Origin of the sequence: Roseofilum sp. Guam (genome assembly GCF_017746735.1) — a bacterium.
Classification (GTDB): domain Bacteria; phylum Cyanobacteriota; class Cyanobacteriia; order Cyanobacteriales; family Desertifilaceae; genus Roseofilum; species Roseofilum reptotaenium.
The window spans coordinates 29,100-43,675 of sequence record NZ_JAGHZN010000064.1 but is presented as its reverse complement, the minus strand read 5'-3'; the positions used below and the strand labels follow the sequence as shown (position 1 = coordinate 43,675).

The 14,576-nt window shown below is 44.1% G+C and carries 18 protein-coding genes and 2 pseudogenes; 7 read left to right on the top strand and 13 right to left on the bottom strand.

Annotation, left to right across the window (positions count from 1 at the left end):
* Positions 1-126: 126 nt before the first annotated feature.
* From J7529_RS21560 to J7529_RS21540, 6 genes and pseudogenes are all read right to left on the bottom strand, one after another.
* Positions 127-564, bottom strand: a complete 438-nt coding sequence (locus J7529_RS21560) for a GNAT family N-acetyltransferase (RefSeq protein ID WP_318730674.1) — start codon at positions 562-564, stop codon at positions 127-129.
* 52 nt (positions 565-616) lie between these two features.
* Positions 617-1,288 (bottom strand): hypothetical protein, encoded by a 672-nt coding sequence (locus J7529_RS21555; protein WP_318730673.1) that lies wholly within the window; start codon positions 1,286-1,288, stop codon positions 617-619.
* 84 nt (positions 1,289-1,372) lie between these two features.
* Positions 1,373-2,059, bottom strand: coding sequence for a Mo-dependent nitrogenase C-terminal domain-containing protein (locus tag J7529_RS24850; RefSeq protein ID WP_413038954.1), 687 nt, complete (start codon positions 2,057-2,059; stop codon positions 1,373-1,375).
* Between the two features lie 42 nt (positions 2,060-2,101).
* Positions 2,102-2,446, bottom strand: a pseudogene (locus tag J7529_RS24845) (cyclic nucleotide-binding domain-containing protein); the annotation flags it as partial.
* A complete protein-coding gene (locus tag J7529_RS21545) occupies positions 2,443-2,949 on the bottom strand; it encodes a cyclic nucleotide-binding domain-containing protein (RefSeq protein WP_271937093.1) in 507 nt (168 codons plus the stop codon). The gene J7529_RS21545 and the pseudogene J7529_RS24845, both read right to left, overlap by 4 nt.
* A gap of 142 nt (positions 2,950-3,091) precedes the next feature.
* Positions 3,092-3,964 carry an Rpn family recombination-promoting nuclease/putative transposase gene (locus J7529_RS21540; protein ID WP_318730671.1) on the bottom strand — a complete coding sequence of 291 codons (873 nt, stop codon included), beginning with the start codon at positions 3,962-3,964 and terminating at the stop codon, positions 3,092-3,094.
* A gap of 177 nt (positions 3,965-4,141) precedes the next feature.
* Here J7529_RS21540 and J7529_RS21535 point away from each other — a divergent pair, with 177 nt between their 5' ends.
* Positions 4,142-4,708, top strand: coding sequence for a hypothetical protein (locus tag J7529_RS21535; protein WP_318730670.1), 567 nt, complete (start codon positions 4,142-4,144; stop codon positions 4,706-4,708).
* A gap of 190 nt (positions 4,709-4,898) precedes the next feature.
* On the top strand, positions 4,899-5,270 hold the full coding sequence (locus tag J7529_RS21530; protein WP_318730669.1) for a hypothetical protein: 372 nt from the start codon (positions 4,899-4,901) through the stop codon (positions 5,268-5,270).
* Between the two features lie 26 nt (positions 5,271-5,296).
* Here J7529_RS21530 and J7529_RS21525 read toward each other — a convergent pair whose 3' ends face one another.
* A complete protein-coding gene (locus J7529_RS21525) occupies positions 5,297-5,683 on the bottom strand; it encodes a DUF2237 domain-containing protein (RefSeq protein ID WP_318730668.1) in 387 nt (128 codons plus the stop codon).
* A 132-nt stretch (positions 5,684-5,815) separates the two neighbouring features.
* Here J7529_RS21525 and xth point away from each other — a divergent pair, with 132 nt between their 5' ends.
* Complete coding sequence (xth, locus tag J7529_RS21520) at positions 5,816-6,607, top strand: exodeoxyribonuclease III (protein WP_318730667.1); 792 nt, start codon at positions 5,816-5,818, stop codon at positions 6,605-6,607.
* Positions 6,608-6,618: 11 nt separating this feature from the next.
* On the top strand, positions 6,619-7,266 hold the full coding sequence (locus tag J7529_RS21515; protein ID WP_318730666.1) for a response regulator transcription factor: 648 nt from the start codon (positions 6,619-6,621) through the stop codon (positions 7,264-7,266).
* Positions 7,267-7,276: 10 nt separating this feature from the next.
* Here J7529_RS21515 and J7529_RS21510 read toward each other — a convergent pair whose 3' ends face one another.
* The 3 genes from J7529_RS21510 to J7529_RS21500 all read right to left on the bottom strand — a co-directional run bounded on the left by J7529_RS21510 (position 7,277) and on the right by J7529_RS21500 (position 10,469).
* On the bottom strand, positions 7,277-9,187 hold the full coding sequence (locus J7529_RS21510; RefSeq protein ID WP_318730665.1) for a serine/threonine-protein kinase: 1,911 nt from the start codon (positions 9,185-9,187) through the stop codon (positions 7,277-7,279).
* Between the two features lie 176 nt (positions 9,188-9,363).
* A complete protein-coding gene (locus J7529_RS21505; protein WP_318730664.1) occupies positions 9,364-10,083 on the bottom strand; it encodes a DUF1997 domain-containing protein in 720 nt (239 codons plus the stop codon).
* Positions 10,084-10,145: 62 nt separating this feature from the next.
* Positions 10,146-10,469 (bottom strand): hypothetical protein, encoded by a 324-nt coding sequence (locus J7529_RS21500; protein ID WP_318730663.1) that lies wholly within the window; start codon positions 10,467-10,469, stop codon positions 10,146-10,148.
* A gap of 413 nt (positions 10,470-10,882) precedes the next feature.
* Here J7529_RS21500 and J7529_RS21495 point away from each other — a divergent pair, with 413 nt between their 5' ends.
* Positions 10,883-11,056, top strand: coding sequence for a hypothetical protein (locus J7529_RS21495; protein WP_318730662.1), 174 nt, complete (start codon positions 10,883-10,885; stop codon positions 11,054-11,056).
* Here the strand turns inward: J7529_RS21495 and J7529_RS21490 are convergent.
* Positions 11,044-11,178, bottom strand: a pseudogene (locus tag J7529_RS21490) (IS4 family transposase); the annotation flags it as partial. The gene J7529_RS21495 and the pseudogene J7529_RS21490 overlap by 13 nt on opposite strands.
* 70 nt (positions 11,179-11,248) lie before the next feature.
* Between J7529_RS21490 and J7529_RS21485 the strand changes: the two are divergent.
* On the top strand, positions 11,249-11,440 hold the full coding sequence (locus J7529_RS21485) for a DUF29 family protein (RefSeq protein ID WP_318730661.1): 192 nt from the start codon (positions 11,249-11,251) through the stop codon (positions 11,438-11,440).
* A 64-nt stretch (positions 11,441-11,504) separates the two neighbouring features.
* Here the strand turns inward: J7529_RS21485 and glp are convergent, their stop codons facing one another.
* Together glp and J7529_RS21475 are read right to left on the bottom strand one after the other, a co-directional pair.
* Complete coding sequence (gene glp / locus J7529_RS21480) at positions 11,505-12,743, bottom strand: gephyrin-like molybdotransferase Glp (protein ID WP_318730660.1); 1,239 nt, start codon at positions 12,741-12,743, stop codon at positions 11,505-11,507.
* A 235-nt stretch (positions 12,744-12,978) separates the two neighbouring features.
* A complete protein-coding gene (locus J7529_RS21475) occupies positions 12,979-13,368 on the bottom strand; it encodes a hypothetical protein (protein WP_271937078.1) in 390 nt (129 codons plus the stop codon).
* 119 nt (positions 13,369-13,487) lie between these two features.
* On the opposite strand from J7529_RS21475, the gene hslO reads away from it, so the two are divergent.
* Complete coding sequence (gene hslO / locus J7529_RS21470; RefSeq protein WP_318730659.1) at positions 13,488-14,390, top strand: Hsp33 family molecular chaperone HslO; 903 nt, start codon at positions 13,488-13,490, stop codon at positions 14,388-14,390.
* Positions 14,391-14,576: the final 186 nt, after the last annotated feature.

Below are 14,576 nucleotides of genomic sequence, written 5' to 3'. Positions count from 1 at the left end.
GGGGCTATACTCAATATCATTGGTGGCCCAGCGATCCCCTGTAAACTGTGGCCAATTAACCGGATTTGATATCACTTCCACGAGAAGAGAGATGATCGCTCACGGCAATTGTTTCTTAACTATTCCTTAATCATGGAATTTTTTCCGCATTTTAATATGAGGCATTTGCGCATCTAGAAATTCTTCCCCTTCCGGTATAAATCCAAATTGTTCGTAAAGAGGTTGAACATAAACTTGAGCATTGATAATTACTTCTTGTACCCCATAAGATTGGGCTAGTTCTAAAGCTTTGAGTATTAACTTTCGCCCTATTCCTTGACCTCGAAAACGAGCTAACACAGCCAAACGCTCAATTTTCCCAGTTTCAGGATTTAACTGGCGCACCCTGGCTGTTCCCACTGGGACTGATTCTTTGTACGCGAGAAGATGATCTGCATCTTCGTCCAAACCATCAAACTCCAAAGTGGGATCAACTCCTTGTTCGTTTTGGAACACTTCTATGCGAATGGAGGCGATCGCCTCCTCTTGTTCCCTATAAGAGACTTGCTCAATCACCACATTCATCTTAGATTGCCTTATGCCCCTGAAACATTCAAATTAATTGTTCTTAAACGTCCTATTGTGAAATACGAATGACCGGAAACATTGTAACTTCTTCATAAGTTGCAATATTGTTATCCCGCTCTTCTTTCTGCCTAACTTTAACTTCGTTAGCTAAATCTTCTAATTCCTGAGAATACAGCCATTTAGGTTTAACTGGTGTGGAGGCAGTATATCCAGTTCCTTGAATCTTGCCTCCGGCCGCTTGGATAATAGACAGAACATTGGGTTTATAGCCCTCAAGCTCAAGCTCAATTGCTTTTTGTTGCCGTTTTAATTCTGCATAACACTCTAATAAATCGAGTCCGTTAATTCCCAGATCGACAATGGGTGTTAAGTCAATTTTGTTGCTATTTAGGGGAGGGTTAAAGTAGGAAATTGCTTGAGTTTCCATATTTCCTAAATCTTCATTATCAAAGCCTGTCATATAAGCAATATATTGAACGTTTGATCGCTTGAAGTCTGCTAATCTATCATGATTTTCCAACCTTTCGGATAGGTTGGTTGTGCTTACTCCAATGTAATGAACACGATACCCGCTATCAACCGCGAAGTAAATACCTGGGAATTGGGGTAAGTCCTGTAGATGCTTAAGATTTGTTTTCGCCAGTTTTCGGATATTTAGGCTATTAAAAACTGGAACAAGCCGCTCATCATTATTTTGTTTCTGTTCGATTTCGTCAGCCATTCACTAATGTCCTCTGTTTGCTTTTTCTCTAGTTTAACCTACCTATATAAAAAGTTATTTTTTTAAAAATCCCCTCAACTCAAGTTAAATATACCGAGAAATATCCTCCTTACAATCATCCGCCAGATAAGACAGAGCGCGGAAACGCAACCCCACCAACTGCTCATAAAGCGGATTCAACTTACACATGGGAGGGATATGAACAATTTTATGCCCGAACAGCTTAATATCCCGTTCAAACGGACATTGAGGTGGGATCATTTTACAGAGGAATCGTGCCATATAAGGTGTATTAATATCCAAACCATCTAACCAATCCCGCACCGGATGTAAAACATCTCCGTCTGGAAAAGTTTTTTGCAATTTTTCAATCAGCGCTTGGCGTTTTTGTTCGGGCAAATTTTCGGATGTAATCAATAAAAATTTGAGAGCATCTAATACTTCACTCGAAGGTTCTAGGGCCGCACAATACTCTTGTAATACCCGGTCTTCCTCTTCTGAATAGGTTCCATTCGCCAAAGCCATAATCACCCCAGTACGCAGAAAATTCTCGGCTACTGACGTTTCGCGTCCTAAAACCGCTGCTAATTCTTCCCCCGTAATCGGTTTAAGGGAGCCTAAATTCAGATTACTGCCTAACTCATCTTTAATTAACTCAGCAATCAGCTCTTGTTCCTCTGGATTATATTCGCCATCAGCCCAAGCAATGGTTAACAACCCTCTTAACCAAGCCGTAATATGATGATTGAGAGTTCGGACTCTCTGGCACAATAGGCGAATAATATTTAATCCCAACTCTGGATATTTTTCGATCGCTTCATAGAGATGCTTTTGGGATAAAACCAAACATTTACATTCTTCTAGAGCGGTCACAGAAGCCGAGTGAACCTGGGAATCTAAAACTGACATTTCCCCAAAATAGTCGCCCGGTTGGAAATGGGCCAATCTCAGTCCACCGATATGGACTTCCACTGCTCCAGATACGAGAATATAGAGATAGGAACCCCTTTCATCTTGACGGAAAATGGTGTGACCGGCGGGAAATTCGATTTCTCCCAATTGATTAGCAATTTCTGCTAAAAAAACATCATCTTCAGCTTTAATATTGCCAAAGATGGGGATATCTTTAAGCCGTTCCAGAGATTGTGTAGAGATCATGATAAAACTTGCTGTTGTACCTGGCTATAGAATAAGTCTTCCGATGCCCCAAAGAGGCGATTGAGTTTACGCACCCGTTGGCAGAGAACATTAATCATTTGGATGGCTACTTTGGGTCGTTCTTTAATGGCTCGATAAACTTGTTCTTGGGTTAAGACCAGACATTGACAGGGTTCTAGGGTTGTTACAGAGGCCGATCGCGGCCGGGATTCAAAGATCGCCATTTCACCAAAATAAGATCCGGGGGTCAGTTCTGCCAGTTGCACGTCGTCAAAATGGACTTTGACCCGACCAGAAAAGAGAATATAGAGTAAGTCACCGCGATCGCCCTGAGCAAAAATGGTATGGTCTGCGGGAAAGGGCACCTCTTCTAAATGAGTCGCTAACTGTTCTATGAACTCCGTTTGAGCGAGATCTTGGAAGATGACCAGCTCCGTTAAAAATTTGAGTCGGTCTGCCACACTGAGTGTGAGAGTTGTGCGATCGCCTGTATCAGTCACCATAGGCTTTAGATGAATTAAAACGGCCTGTTATCTAAGCTATCATATGGCTATTAGAACAAACTCAGCTCATCAGATGGAATTGGGGACTGACCAGAAAATTGATGTTGCCAGTGAGGTGGCAAGCTTAATGCTTCATCAACGGTCATTGAGGGATACTAGCGAGCCATTCCGTTAAGTCCTGCTGTTCTTGGAAGTTAGGCATCGCTTCCATCAACGCTTGGAGTTGGGTGAATGAAAGATTATAAATTTTCTCTTCTGTCTCTGCTGCGATCGTACCAATTTTCTGACGTAACATCATCAAGACGGCTTCCTGACGACCTTCCTGGCGACCTTCCTGGCGACCTTCCTGACGACCTTGTTTAACACCTTCTTTCATTCCTTTTTGCAGGATGAACTGATAAAAAGAAGAGTCTTCTAGCAAGTCTTCGCGGAAGAGGTCTTGGATAGTTTCGGGGTTGTGAATGAGTCCAGACATAATAGCAGTGCAGGCAATGATTTCTCGGCGTTGATTAGAGTCAGGAATTTTGCGCGTGGCCTCTGCTACCTGTTGTAGCAGATCTCGCGGCGCATTGCTACGGGTTAAAGGGGCTAAAGGAAGAAGAGCAGCATCACTGAGGAAGGGAGCAGAGTCTTGTTCCCACAAACGGAGGACACGATATTTGTGAAGGGTATTTTGGACTTGGAAGCGATCGACATAAACTTCAGGTGAGGTGGTCTGTTTGAGGAAAATGACGACTTGTTCAATGGTACAGTGATATTTGCGATAAAGCCTTAACCAATAGTCGATCATCCGCTCTGCTAAGGGTGGGTCAGCTTTAGGAATGCGCTCAAATTCCAGATGGAGGATCGTATCGGCTGCTTTGAGTAAGATTAAGGAGTCAGCACGAACCGGTTCAGTAGAGAGTTCAGTTTTAATCACTTGCACATTGCTGGCATTGATTTGGGGAAGCAGCAAACGGACAAAACTGATTGGGTTTTGGGTTGCCAGGAATTTACAGGTGTTGTCAAAAGCCACAATCTACGAGAGACCCAAACGTGAAGTTTCTCTATAATTCTACCTCACATTGGGGTAGCACCTGACATTCACCTTACTTTTTGATGACTTTTTGCTACTGACAGACTGAGTATAAATAATTACCCTTTTAGAAGAGTATATAACCATACAAAAAATCCTTCTAATTTTAACATTCTAATGTCCTTCTTGACTCAGGAGGCTGCTACCTTGGATATCTTGATCAAATTGATTATCCCAGATCCTTTTGCTCTGCCTTCAGGCTTTGGTCTTCGCGTTGTCAGTAGCTGGTTTGTTTCTCACTTTATTTTGACATTTGTCATTGCTTTTTTCGCTATAGTTTCAGGTGAACTAAAAGATCCGGATTGGGGTCATATAGCTTACTTTGGAAGCCTATTTGGAATCGCGCTGTGTTTTTATGGGTTACTGGGAATAGCTATAGATTATCTGCGAGGAAATCGACCTTATTATCCGGGATGGTATTGGTATTTATACCCTTGGATTTCAGCATTTTATGTGGTGATATTATTGCTGATATTTCTACTATCCCTTTTGGGGCTGAGTTTACCGGAACAAAAAACCAGGAGGCTCACTAGAGATCAGTTACATCAAGCTCTTGAACAATCCTCTCTCCAAGATTTATTAGAGAACTATGGTAATGCATTTGAAGAACTGAAAAAAAGAGAGCAAGCAGGAAAGCTCGATCCAGCTCAAGCAGAGGTTGTCAGAAAGTTCAGGACTGCCTAGAAGGTGAATGGTCTGATATTGTTAAAAAGGGGTTGGAAAATGATAGATCTCACATTCTAGAGACTATACATGAAATCATTATTTTCCTGAAAGATAAGATCCGGGAAATGCGAGAAGATGGATTAGTTTCAATGAACGAGGACTATCCCGCAAGGATATAGTAGAACTATTTCGGCTCATAGACTGGCTGATGGAACTTCCCGAACCAGAAGAGCGGCGGTTATGGACAGAACTGGAAACCTTAGAGAAGGAGAAAGTCATGCCTTACATTACCAGTGTTGAACGCTTTGGCATTGAGAAAGGACGCAAACAAGGGCGCGAACAAGGACGCGCTGAGGAACGACAAGAATCTATCCTTCGCATTTTGGAAGTCCGTTTTGTGGAGGTTCCAGCCGAGTTAAAAGAGCAAGTGAGGGCGATCGCCAACTTGGAAGTGCTGGCAGAATTATTGACTCAAGCTGTAACAACCGAATCTTTGACCTCTTTCCAAACAGTAGTTAATGAAGTGGCTACGTCAGCAGGAGAGCCAGATAACCCAGAACAGAGCTTGGATACAGAATAGCGATCGCTCATGTAGCCAACTTGATATTAACCCTCTCGATCGACAGCATGGTCTTTCAGTAATTCTAAGGGAATCACAGCTAAGGTATTGAGATGGGTAGCGGAGAGGACAACGGGAGGCGCAACCCCAGCTTCGAGGGCTTCTTTCCAACGAGAGGCACATAGACACCAGCGATCGCCACTTTTAAGTCCGGGAAATTGATACATTGGTACGGGGGTACTTAAGTCATTCCCTTGTTCGCGAGTATAGGCTAAAAATTCTTCGGTTACTTGGGCACAAACCACATGCAGACCGAAATCTCCGGGCCCGGTTTCGCAATATCCGGTGCGATAATATCCCGTCATGGGGTCAGTGCAACAGGGTTGTAACGGTTCACCGAATACATTTTTGGCTTCAGATTGGGTTTCAGGCATGAGGTTTAAGCATCTGTTTTCTATTTATTTTAATTCCTAGTAGAGCATTCTTCTATCCCCCATTCAGTTACAATTTGAGGGGATCGTCTTCTCCTCTCTATTACTCATTACCAGCGCCAAGCGTTACCGTTGATGAAAATTGCCACTTGGAATGTTAACTCGATTCGTACCCGACTGGATATTGTTGTCAATTGGCTGCGAGATAACCCGGTGGATGTGTTGGGGTTGCAGGAAACCAAGGTAATTGACGATCTATTTCCGCGATCGCCCTTTGAAGAGGCCGGATATCACGTTTATGTCTCTGGGCAAAAGGCTTATAATGGCGTAGCCTTGATTACGCGATCGCCCCTATCAGAGGTTACCACTGGCTTTAGCCCCATTTTAGGCGCAGATCGGGTGGGGAAATTTGACGAGCAAAAGCGTTTAATTACCGGAGTTTTAGACGATATCCGTATTATCACGGTGTATGTTCCCAATGGCGGCGACTTCGAGAGTGATAAATATTTCTATAAATTAGATTGGCTCTCGCTTCTGCAAGATTATCTCGATATTCTCCTCAATCGCCATGCTCAAGGGGTATGTATTAGTGGCGATTTTAACATTGTTCCGGAAGATCGGGATGTGCATTTTGAAGTTTCCCCCAATAGCCAAAAAACCGGAACGACTGCCAAAGAAAGGGAAGCCTTGCAACGTATTCTCAAGTTAGGATTAGCCGACGCTTTCCGGAAATTCAACCAAGAAGAAGGTCAATATACTTGGTGGGATTATCGCCAAAATTCCTTTAAGCGTCAGCGAGGTTGGCGTATCGATCATCACTATTTATCGGCTCCGTTAGGCGATCGCGCTTCAAGATGTATCATTGATATCGCCCCTCGACACTTACCTAAACCGAGCGATCATACTCCCGTAATTGTCGAGTTTTAATTCCTTTTTTTATGATCAAAATATTATTAGTAGACGATCAAAGCTTAGTCCGAGAAGGGTTATCGAGTCTCCTACAAACTAAACCCGATCTAGATGTAATTGGAGCTGCTGAAAATGGCAAAGTTGCTATTGAACGAGCCATATCTTTACAACCGGATGTCGTCTTAATGGATGTGCGGATGCCGGTTATGGACGGGGTTGCTGCTACTAAAGTGCTGCAAGAGCAGTGTCCCCAAATTAAAGTTTTGGTCTTAACTACCTTTGATGATGATGAATATATCACCCAAGCCGTGCGTTACGGTGCGAAGGGCTATTTATTAAAGGATACGCCTTCAGAAGATTTAGCCGAAGCCATTCGATCGGTTCATAAAGGCTATACCCATTTGGGGCCAGGATTATTAGAAAAAATGCTTACCAGTCAACCGGAACCAGAGGTGAATTCTGCACCACCAGAGTTACAACTGTTAACCCCAAGGGAGCAGGAGGTTTTGAAGCTCATTGGTGCGGGTTATAGTAATCGGGAAATTGCCAAAACCTTGTATATTTCTGAGCGCACGGTGAAAAACCATGTAGCCAATATTTTGAGTCGGCTTAATGTCCGCGATCGCACTCAAGCGGCTATCCTGATCAATACCAACTTTTCTAGCAGTAATGGATGAAGGATTATCCTCACATCCAACGCCAAATTTTAATGGTGGCATCACCACTACCGGTAACCAAGGTTAAACCATCTTGGCTTAAGGCGATCGCCCTCACCCACCAGGAGTGATCATCTAAAGTAGAGATGGATTTCCAGTTCTCTAAGTCCCAGATTTTGATGGTGCGATCGCGACTACTACTAAACAATACCTGACCATTAGGACTAAACACTAAGCCAAAAATAGAATCGCCATGTTCAGTTAACGTGCGAATTTGATGACCCTTGAGTGAATCCCAGATCCGAATCGTACCATCATCACTACCACTGGCCAAAATCCGATTACGGGGACTAAACGCCAACGCATTAATCCGTTGCGCATGGCGCGGTAAATTTAAATGGAGCGTTCCCGTTTCCACATTCCAAACCTTCACCACTCGGTCTTCTCCTCCACTGGCTAACCAGCGACCATCCGCACTAAATGCTAAGGCATTTACGGCATCCGTATGACTGGTTAAGGTTAACAGAGGTAATTGTTCCCATTCGCCATCTGGAGTCACGGCTAACTGTCGCACTCGTACAGTTTTATCGTTTGAGCCACTGGCTAATAAACTGCCACTGGGACTAAACACCAGAGTATTTACCCAATCCCGATGATCGTTTAAAACCAAAATCGGTTGGGTGTGAACAATTTGTTTATCAATAGACTCTGGTAAACGCCAAAACAAAATCTGCTTATCATGACTCCCACTGACCAATAATTCCCCTTCAGGATGGATAGCAACAGCTCCCACAGAAGCCTCATGACCCGTTAAGGTAGACAGCAGAGAAACCTTCTCTAATTTTTGCCCGCTCATCCGCCACAAACAGAGGGTTTTATCTTCACTGGAACTGGCTAGAAGATTGCCTTGGGGATGGATAGCTAAATCCTGAATTTTACCACTATGGTGATGGAGGGTATGGACACAATGCCAATCTTGAACCGCAGGAGGAGAGATTAAATACCCTTCCGGTACAATCACATTGGGGGGACTCGGCACAGGGTTCATATCAGCAATCACAGCTTGGGCTGACTGATAGCGATCGCTGACAATATCTTTGAGTAGTTTATCTAAAATTTGTCCCAGGCGATCGCTAATGACAATCTCTTGTTCTTTGAGTGTTTCTCGCCATAGCCAATTCCCCGTTAAGGGATCGAATAATTCATCAGGCGATAACCCAGTCAGCAAATGAATACAAGTCACCCCTAAACTATACAAATCACTGGCTGGATAGGCACGACCACTGCGGATTTGTTCCATAGGAGCATACCCTTCTGTGCCAATTTTTGTCCCGACTCTGGCCATTCCAGTGGCCGTTAACTGTTTGGCAATGCCAAAATCAATTAACACCAGTGTTTTGTCTTGTTTACGGCGAATAATATTCGTGGGTTTAATATCCCGATGCACCACTTTATAACCGTGAATATACTCCAATATCGGTAATAATTGTTCGAGAATATCCCAGATTTGCTTTTCACTAAATGCCCCTTGATGCCTTAACTCTTGCCATAAGGTGGGGCCACGAATAAGCTGTTGAACTAAATACAACTGTTCCTGATGTTCAAAATAGGCTAATAGGGTGGGAATTTGTGGATGTTCTCCCAATTCATGCAACCGCATGGCTTCTTGGTAAAACAAATCTGTGGACTTTTGCACCGATTTGTCCCGTCGTTCTCCTGTCGTTTGAATTTGGGGAGAAAATTGTTTGATCACGCAGAAGCTGCGAAGTTTGTCTTCATCAACCGCGAGATAGGTACGACCCATTCCCCCCCGTCCCAGGGGTTTGAGAACTCGATATCGACCCCTAAGCAGCTCTGTTAAGGGTTTTCCACAGTTTTGACAAACCTCTGCATTCTGTGGATTTTCGGGGTGGTTGCAATTGGGGTTTAAGCAGTAGGCCATAGCCGGAAGAGCAAACAATAGTCGCGTTCTAATCTATTCTGACAGAGGATGGTAGGGTTGGGGTAGGGGTGGGAGAATGGTGGAGTAAGGGAATAAGGGGATTGGGAGAGACTTCAGACACTTCAGAAACCGGTAAATCACTTATTCTTTACTCCCTACTTCCTATGGCCTATTCCCTAATTGGCTAGGGTTTTATGAAAGTCTTGTTGTACTTTTTTAGCCAAACGGCGAGAAACTTCGCGGACAATTTGTTGCAGGAGGCGATCGCTAGTCGTTTGGATCAAAGATTGGGGTAAGCGATGGATAAATTGGGGAAATCTTACGCCTACTGTTAGATCTAGACTCCATTCCCAGCGTGTCATCACTTCCGGTAGAGGTGAGGGAAGGATGAGATAGCTTTGCAGTTCCTTGAAATATTCTGGGGTGGGACAACAGGGAATTTCGGCCAGATAAAATTGTCCGTGAAAGTTTACTTGATAACCTGGGGGCGTATAATTGGGGAGTTCAATGCTACAGATGCGATAAACTCCTGTTTCATCACAGGGAATCAGTTCGAGTCCTATTCTAACTTCAACTTCAAATTGAAGCGCTCCATAGCGACCAATGAGTAAATCATAGGCATTGTCGCCGATAGAGATCGCTTTCATTGGTAGGGCACACCGAGTAAACCAACTCGAGTGATCGTTGACATAAGCCGCAACTAGAGTCTCTGGTGCATAGAGTTCTACACAGTCGGCATAGTTGAGATTAAAGTACATCCATTCAAAGCCCATTGCCTGAGATACTTTAGAGGACAAGGCTTTGAAGCGATCGCCGAATTTTGGCGATCGCTGAGGTTGTTCGGGAGGGGAAACGTGGTTTTCAGAGCCGGAATCTTGAGAACAAGCATCTGTCAAAACGAGAAAAACCTCCTAGAAACCAGATCGAGATATTCTATTGTATTACCAGATCGTCAGGGTTAGGTTCTCAGGAGCAATAGGATCACCATGCAATCAATGAGGCTCAAATCCCTTAAGAGGTCTTTATTCTTGTTTTTTTCTGGTGAGCTTGAAGACGATTCAATTTCCGTGACGCTCTCCCAGCCTACTCCCGCAACCTGACAAATCTTTTGAAATGCATGTCGATCAATGGGAATCCTACGCCAAAACCTGCGTAGGGTTGCTTGCGATGTTTGAGCATCATGCCACCATAGAGAGGTTTGAGTTTTTGTCCATCCTTTTTGGCGAATAGCTCTATAAACAGTGTCTAGTCCGGCTTTGGAGGCTGTGAGTGTATCTGCCATAACCCTATCTTGCGATTGCAACAACTAGAGAAGTGCATGACCCCTCTATAGGGTTCTCAGTTTTTAAGGTCGATTTTTATGCGCTTTGAGCGAAATTGTTACATAAATTTACATTTTAGAGGTAAGAGGCAAGTGGCGATCGATCCACTTTCAAAAAATGAGTCAAACTGAGTCAGTTTTCGCGCTTCAATCTGATATTATTAGTAATTCACTCAAAAAAACACAAAAAAAATATCAATTTCTTTTAATTTTCAAAACAGTTTTTGTTAGCTAAAATAGATAAGTTAGTATGGAGACACGAAGACATAAATGCAAGAGGGACTGAAATCAGATGGATTCTGATTTCACCTCTTTTTCTCCTCTAACCCCCACACTGCAAGGGCTAAACATCTACCGTTCAGGAGACTAGACTGATGATTCGCTTCGGAACACAACACAATGACATAATCGTTGAAGCCCAGGAAAATGATATTGTTTGGGGACTAGAAGGTGCAGATATTATTGCTAGTAATGCAGGTAATGATGAACTCTATGGAAACCAAGGAAACGATGTCATTTTAGGCGGAAAGGGTATGAGGATGTTGTAGCAATGGTTTCCTAATTCCCAACTGGTACGGTCTACACTCAAAACCCAAGGTTGGGGTATCTGCATCCAACTGACCACTATCTGGGCAATTTCTGTATAATTTAAGTTAAATCCTCGGAAGAATCACAGACTTTGACGTATTGATCGATCGCATCGAAGTCAAAGTGGCGGAAAATTCAACAGCATAAGCGTTATGAAAACAGTCAGCGATCGCTCTCTCTTCTCCAATCTCTACGATCGCGACTATTGTCTGTGGCTGGAAACTACGTCACAGTTATTGCGCGATCGCCAACTCGATCGCATCGATCTAGAGCATCTCGCAGAAGAACTTGAAGACATGGGCAAAAGTGAGAAGCGGGAGATCGACTGTGTCCCTTTTCTATAACCGAAACTCTAGATAGCGACTATTGGCCAGAAAACGAAGCCGAAGACCACTCCAATTTTGAGTCCTAAATCGTTAGAACTTGCACCCATTCTCCTGGATGAATCCGATCTTTTCCTGCGGGAATTACGGCAAACCCGGTGGTTCCAGCTAAATTAATTAAATTAGCGGAAATTTGTAAACCGGGCACTAGATCGAACTCACAGCCTTGGGGAGTATAGGCTAAATTACCCCAAACATAGGTTTCTCTGGGGCCTCCACGCAATAAACAGCGATTTTGGGCTAGGACAAACTTCGGTTGCCATCCACTGCTATAACCGGATAGCTTTTTCAGAGCCGGTTGTACAAATCTCCAAAAGCAAACTAATGCCGAAACTGGATTTCCCGGTAAACCAAAATAATATAAACAACTGGGAATTGAGCTTTCAGTAAATGTGGCAAAGGTTAAGGGTTTACCGGGTTTTATCTTTACTTTTGTCACATGGAGTGTTGCCCCTAAATCCTTTAAAATCCGGTCAATATAATCATATTCTCCGACAGAAACACCCCCAGAAGAAATGATCGCATCCACCATAGATAAGGCTCCAGAAATAGCTTTTTGAGTGGCTTCTGGGTCATCAGGAATAATACCAAAACAATGGGGAATGCCTCCCATTTGGGCAATCCCGGCAGCAAGAGCATACTGATTGGAGTCTACAATTTGACCGGGTGCTAAGGGGCGATCGCAAGGAACCAATTCATTTCCTGTCGCAAAAATTGCAACTCTTAGACGACGATAAACGCTAACTTGGTTACATTGGGCAGCCGCTAAAATGGCAACTTCGGGCATATTGACGAGCATTCCCGATTGCAGCAAGATATTACCTGCTTGATAAAAGCTCCCTTGTTTGCGGATAAATTCTCCGGATTTAGTAGCCCTCAAAACCGACACTTTTTGGTTCTGTAGCTGAGTATTTTCCTGCATGACGATGGTATCTGCACCATTGGGAATCATAGCTCCCGTAAAAATGCGGGCGGCTTGTCCTCGCTGTAGAGTAAAATTGGGAACAATTCCGGCAGGAACTTCTCCTACAACTTCCAGAACTGCCGGATTTTCTGGGGAACAGTCGCGCACATCCAGATAGCGAACAGCGTAGCCATCCATGGCTGAGTTGTCCCAATGGGGAAAATCGAGACTACTGGTGACTGGACGAGATAGTACGCGCCCCCTAGCTTTATCCAGGGTGACCATTTGAGACTCAGTTTCGGGGTTGAGGGGATGAATCTGATTTAGAATTAAACGTTCGGCTTCGGCAACAGGTAGCATAGTTAGGGAATAGGGAATAGGGAATAGGGAATAGGGAATAGGGAAAACAGGGGTTTCGCTTCGTTTAAACCAATCTACTGGATTGTTTCACCTAAAATAGGGCTTTGTTTGTAGTAAGCACGAAGAGTGCTTAAAAACCTAGCTGCAGAGGGCTTGAGCGATCACTACAAACGAAATCTAATGCATCAAATTAGATGAAACAATCCAGTATTGTGATAAACATCCTTGGCAGACATCAGGATTCATCAGGTTGGGTTAAAAATTGTTTGAGTCTGAGTAAACTGAGGGTTTGACCTAAATTGAGCGGTAGTAAAGTCACTCCTTCAAGTCGGGACTGTATCCATCCGTCGCCCCACATCCATTCATGGAAGCCGTCAATGCCATGACTTAGGAGTAAGCGTAAGTGGCGATCGCCAGCCAAGTCAACTTGATGGGAAATCGCCACCGGCCCCATCCGACTGGTAAATGTAACTCCAGCACTCAATTGTTCTGGTAACCCCTCCGATAACGTTTGTGGCCATAACCACTGACGCAGGCGATCGGGATACAACAGACTCTGGCGAATCTTCGCTTCAGAAGCCTCAACTTCTATCCGTAACTGACTCGATTGAAATGTCCCAAACATACCTATCAATCTAAATTGCAAGAGTTCCCTTCTCCAGTATGCCAGAGAGATTTGTCGCTGATGTAAAGTTCACTTCCCTGTTTAGAATAAGGAAAGTGTAAAGAAATGTAAGGGGTTTTATGGTAGACCAGTTAATTCGGGCAACGGCAGCCGAGGGTGGTATTCGAGCAGTGGGCGTAATTACTACCCGCCTCACGGATGAGGCTCGTCAACGACATAACCTGTCCTATGTGGCTACAGCAGCACTCGGACGCACCATGGCGGGAGGATTGTTATTTGCTTCGAGCATGAAACGACCGGGATCGAGAGTAACGATTAAGGTGAATGGCAATGGCCCTTTAGGTTCGATTTTAGTCGATGCGGGTTTAGATGGTACGGTGCGCGGTTATGTCCACCATCCCAGCGTCGAGCTACCCCCCAATGAGAAAGGAAAACTGGATGTTGGAGGAGCAGTCGGTAGGGAAGGCTATTTATATGTGGTGCGAGATGTGGGCTATGGTTATCCCTATTCCACCACCGTAGAATTGGTCTCTGGAGAAATTGGTGAGGATTTAACCCATTATCTGGCCACTTCTGAACAAACCCCTTCGGCTCTGATCCTGGGGGTCTTTGTAGATGCCGATGGCGTACAAGCGGCTGGGGGACTTTTGCTGCAAGTGTTGCCGAAAGCAGCCGAAGATGCAGAGCTGATCAGTGCTTTAGAATCCCGTGTATCTCAGTTATCTGGGTTTACTCCTCTGCTCCGGGCCCATAAAACGCTGCCAGAAATTTTTCAGGATTTGTTGGGGGATTTCGATCTGCACATTTTTCCAGAAACTCAGATGGTGCAGTTTTATTGTCCCTGTTCGGTGAATCGGGTCTTAGGAGCGTTGAAATTACTAGGACAGGAAGAACTACAAGATATGATCGAAAAAGATGAGGGTGCAGAAGCCACTTGTGAATTTTGTCAGGACGTCTATCACATTAATTCCGATCAGTTGGCAGAATTGATTGAAGAGTTACAAAGTAATACCGGTTCTTAGAGAAGCCAACCCGAAGTTTTATTCAGGCTCGATCGGTTGGCGTTTCTGAACGACAACGGTAGGATAAGAAGACCAATTATCGGAACCGCCAAGGTTCTTAGGACTTTTCTTCAAGTCTCAAACCTAGCACCGATAATCTTTTACCTTTTGCCTTTTGCCTAGCTCAAAGCGCTATTTTTGCTTTGT

Coding starts and splice junctions, on each gene's coding strand:
- J7529_RS21560 (WP_318730674.1), bottom strand. CDS start 564: ATGAATGTGGTGATTGAGCAAGTCTCTTATAGGGAACAAGAGGAGGCG.
- J7529_RS21555 (WP_318730673.1), bottom strand. CDS start 1,288: ATGGCTGACGAAATCGAACAGAAACAAAATAATGATGAGCGGCTTGTT.
- J7529_RS21545 (WP_271937093.1), bottom strand. CDS start 2,949: ATGGTGACTGATACAGGCGATCGCACAACTCTCACACTCAGTGTGGCA.
- J7529_RS21535 (WP_318730670.1), top strand. CDS start 4,142: ATGTCCTTCTTGACTCAGGAGGCTGCTACCTTGGATATCTTGATCAAA.
- J7529_RS21530 (WP_318730669.1), top strand. CDS start 4,899: ATGGAACTTCCCGAACCAGAAGAGCGGCGGTTATGGACAGAACTGGAA.
- J7529_RS21525 (WP_318730668.1), bottom strand. CDS start 5,683: ATGCCTGAAACCCAATCTGAAGCCAAAAATGTATTCGGTGAACCGTTA.
- xth (WP_318730667.1), top strand. CDS start 5,816: ATGAAAATTGCCACTTGGAATGTTAACTCGATTCGTACCCGACTGGAT.
- J7529_RS21515 (WP_318730666.1), top strand. CDS start 6,619: ATGATCAAAATATTATTAGTAGACGATCAAAGCTTAGTCCGAGAAGGG.
- J7529_RS21510 (WP_318730665.1), bottom strand. CDS start 9,187: ATGGCCTACTGCTTAAACCCCAATTGCAACCACCCCGAAAATCCACAG.
- J7529_RS21500 (WP_318730663.1), bottom strand. CDS start 10,469: ATGGCAGATACACTCACAGCCTCCAAAGCCGGACTAGACACTGTTTAT.
- J7529_RS21495 (WP_318730662.1), top strand. CDS start 10,883: ATGATTCGCTTCGGAACACAACACAATGACATAATCGTTGAAGCCCAG.
- J7529_RS21485 (WP_318730661.1), top strand. CDS start 11,249: ATGAAAACAGTCAGCGATCGCTCTCTCTTCTCCAATCTCTACGATCGC.
- glp (WP_318730660.1), bottom strand. CDS start 12,743: ATGCTACCTGTTGCCGAAGCCGAACGTTTAATTCTAAATCAGATTCAT.
- J7529_RS21475 (WP_271937078.1), bottom strand. CDS start 13,368: ATGTTTGGGACATTTCAATCGAGTCAGTTACGGATAGAAGTTGAGGCT.
- hslO (WP_318730659.1), top strand. CDS start 13,488: ATGGTAGACCAGTTAATTCGGGCAACGGCAGCCGAGGGTGGTATTCGA.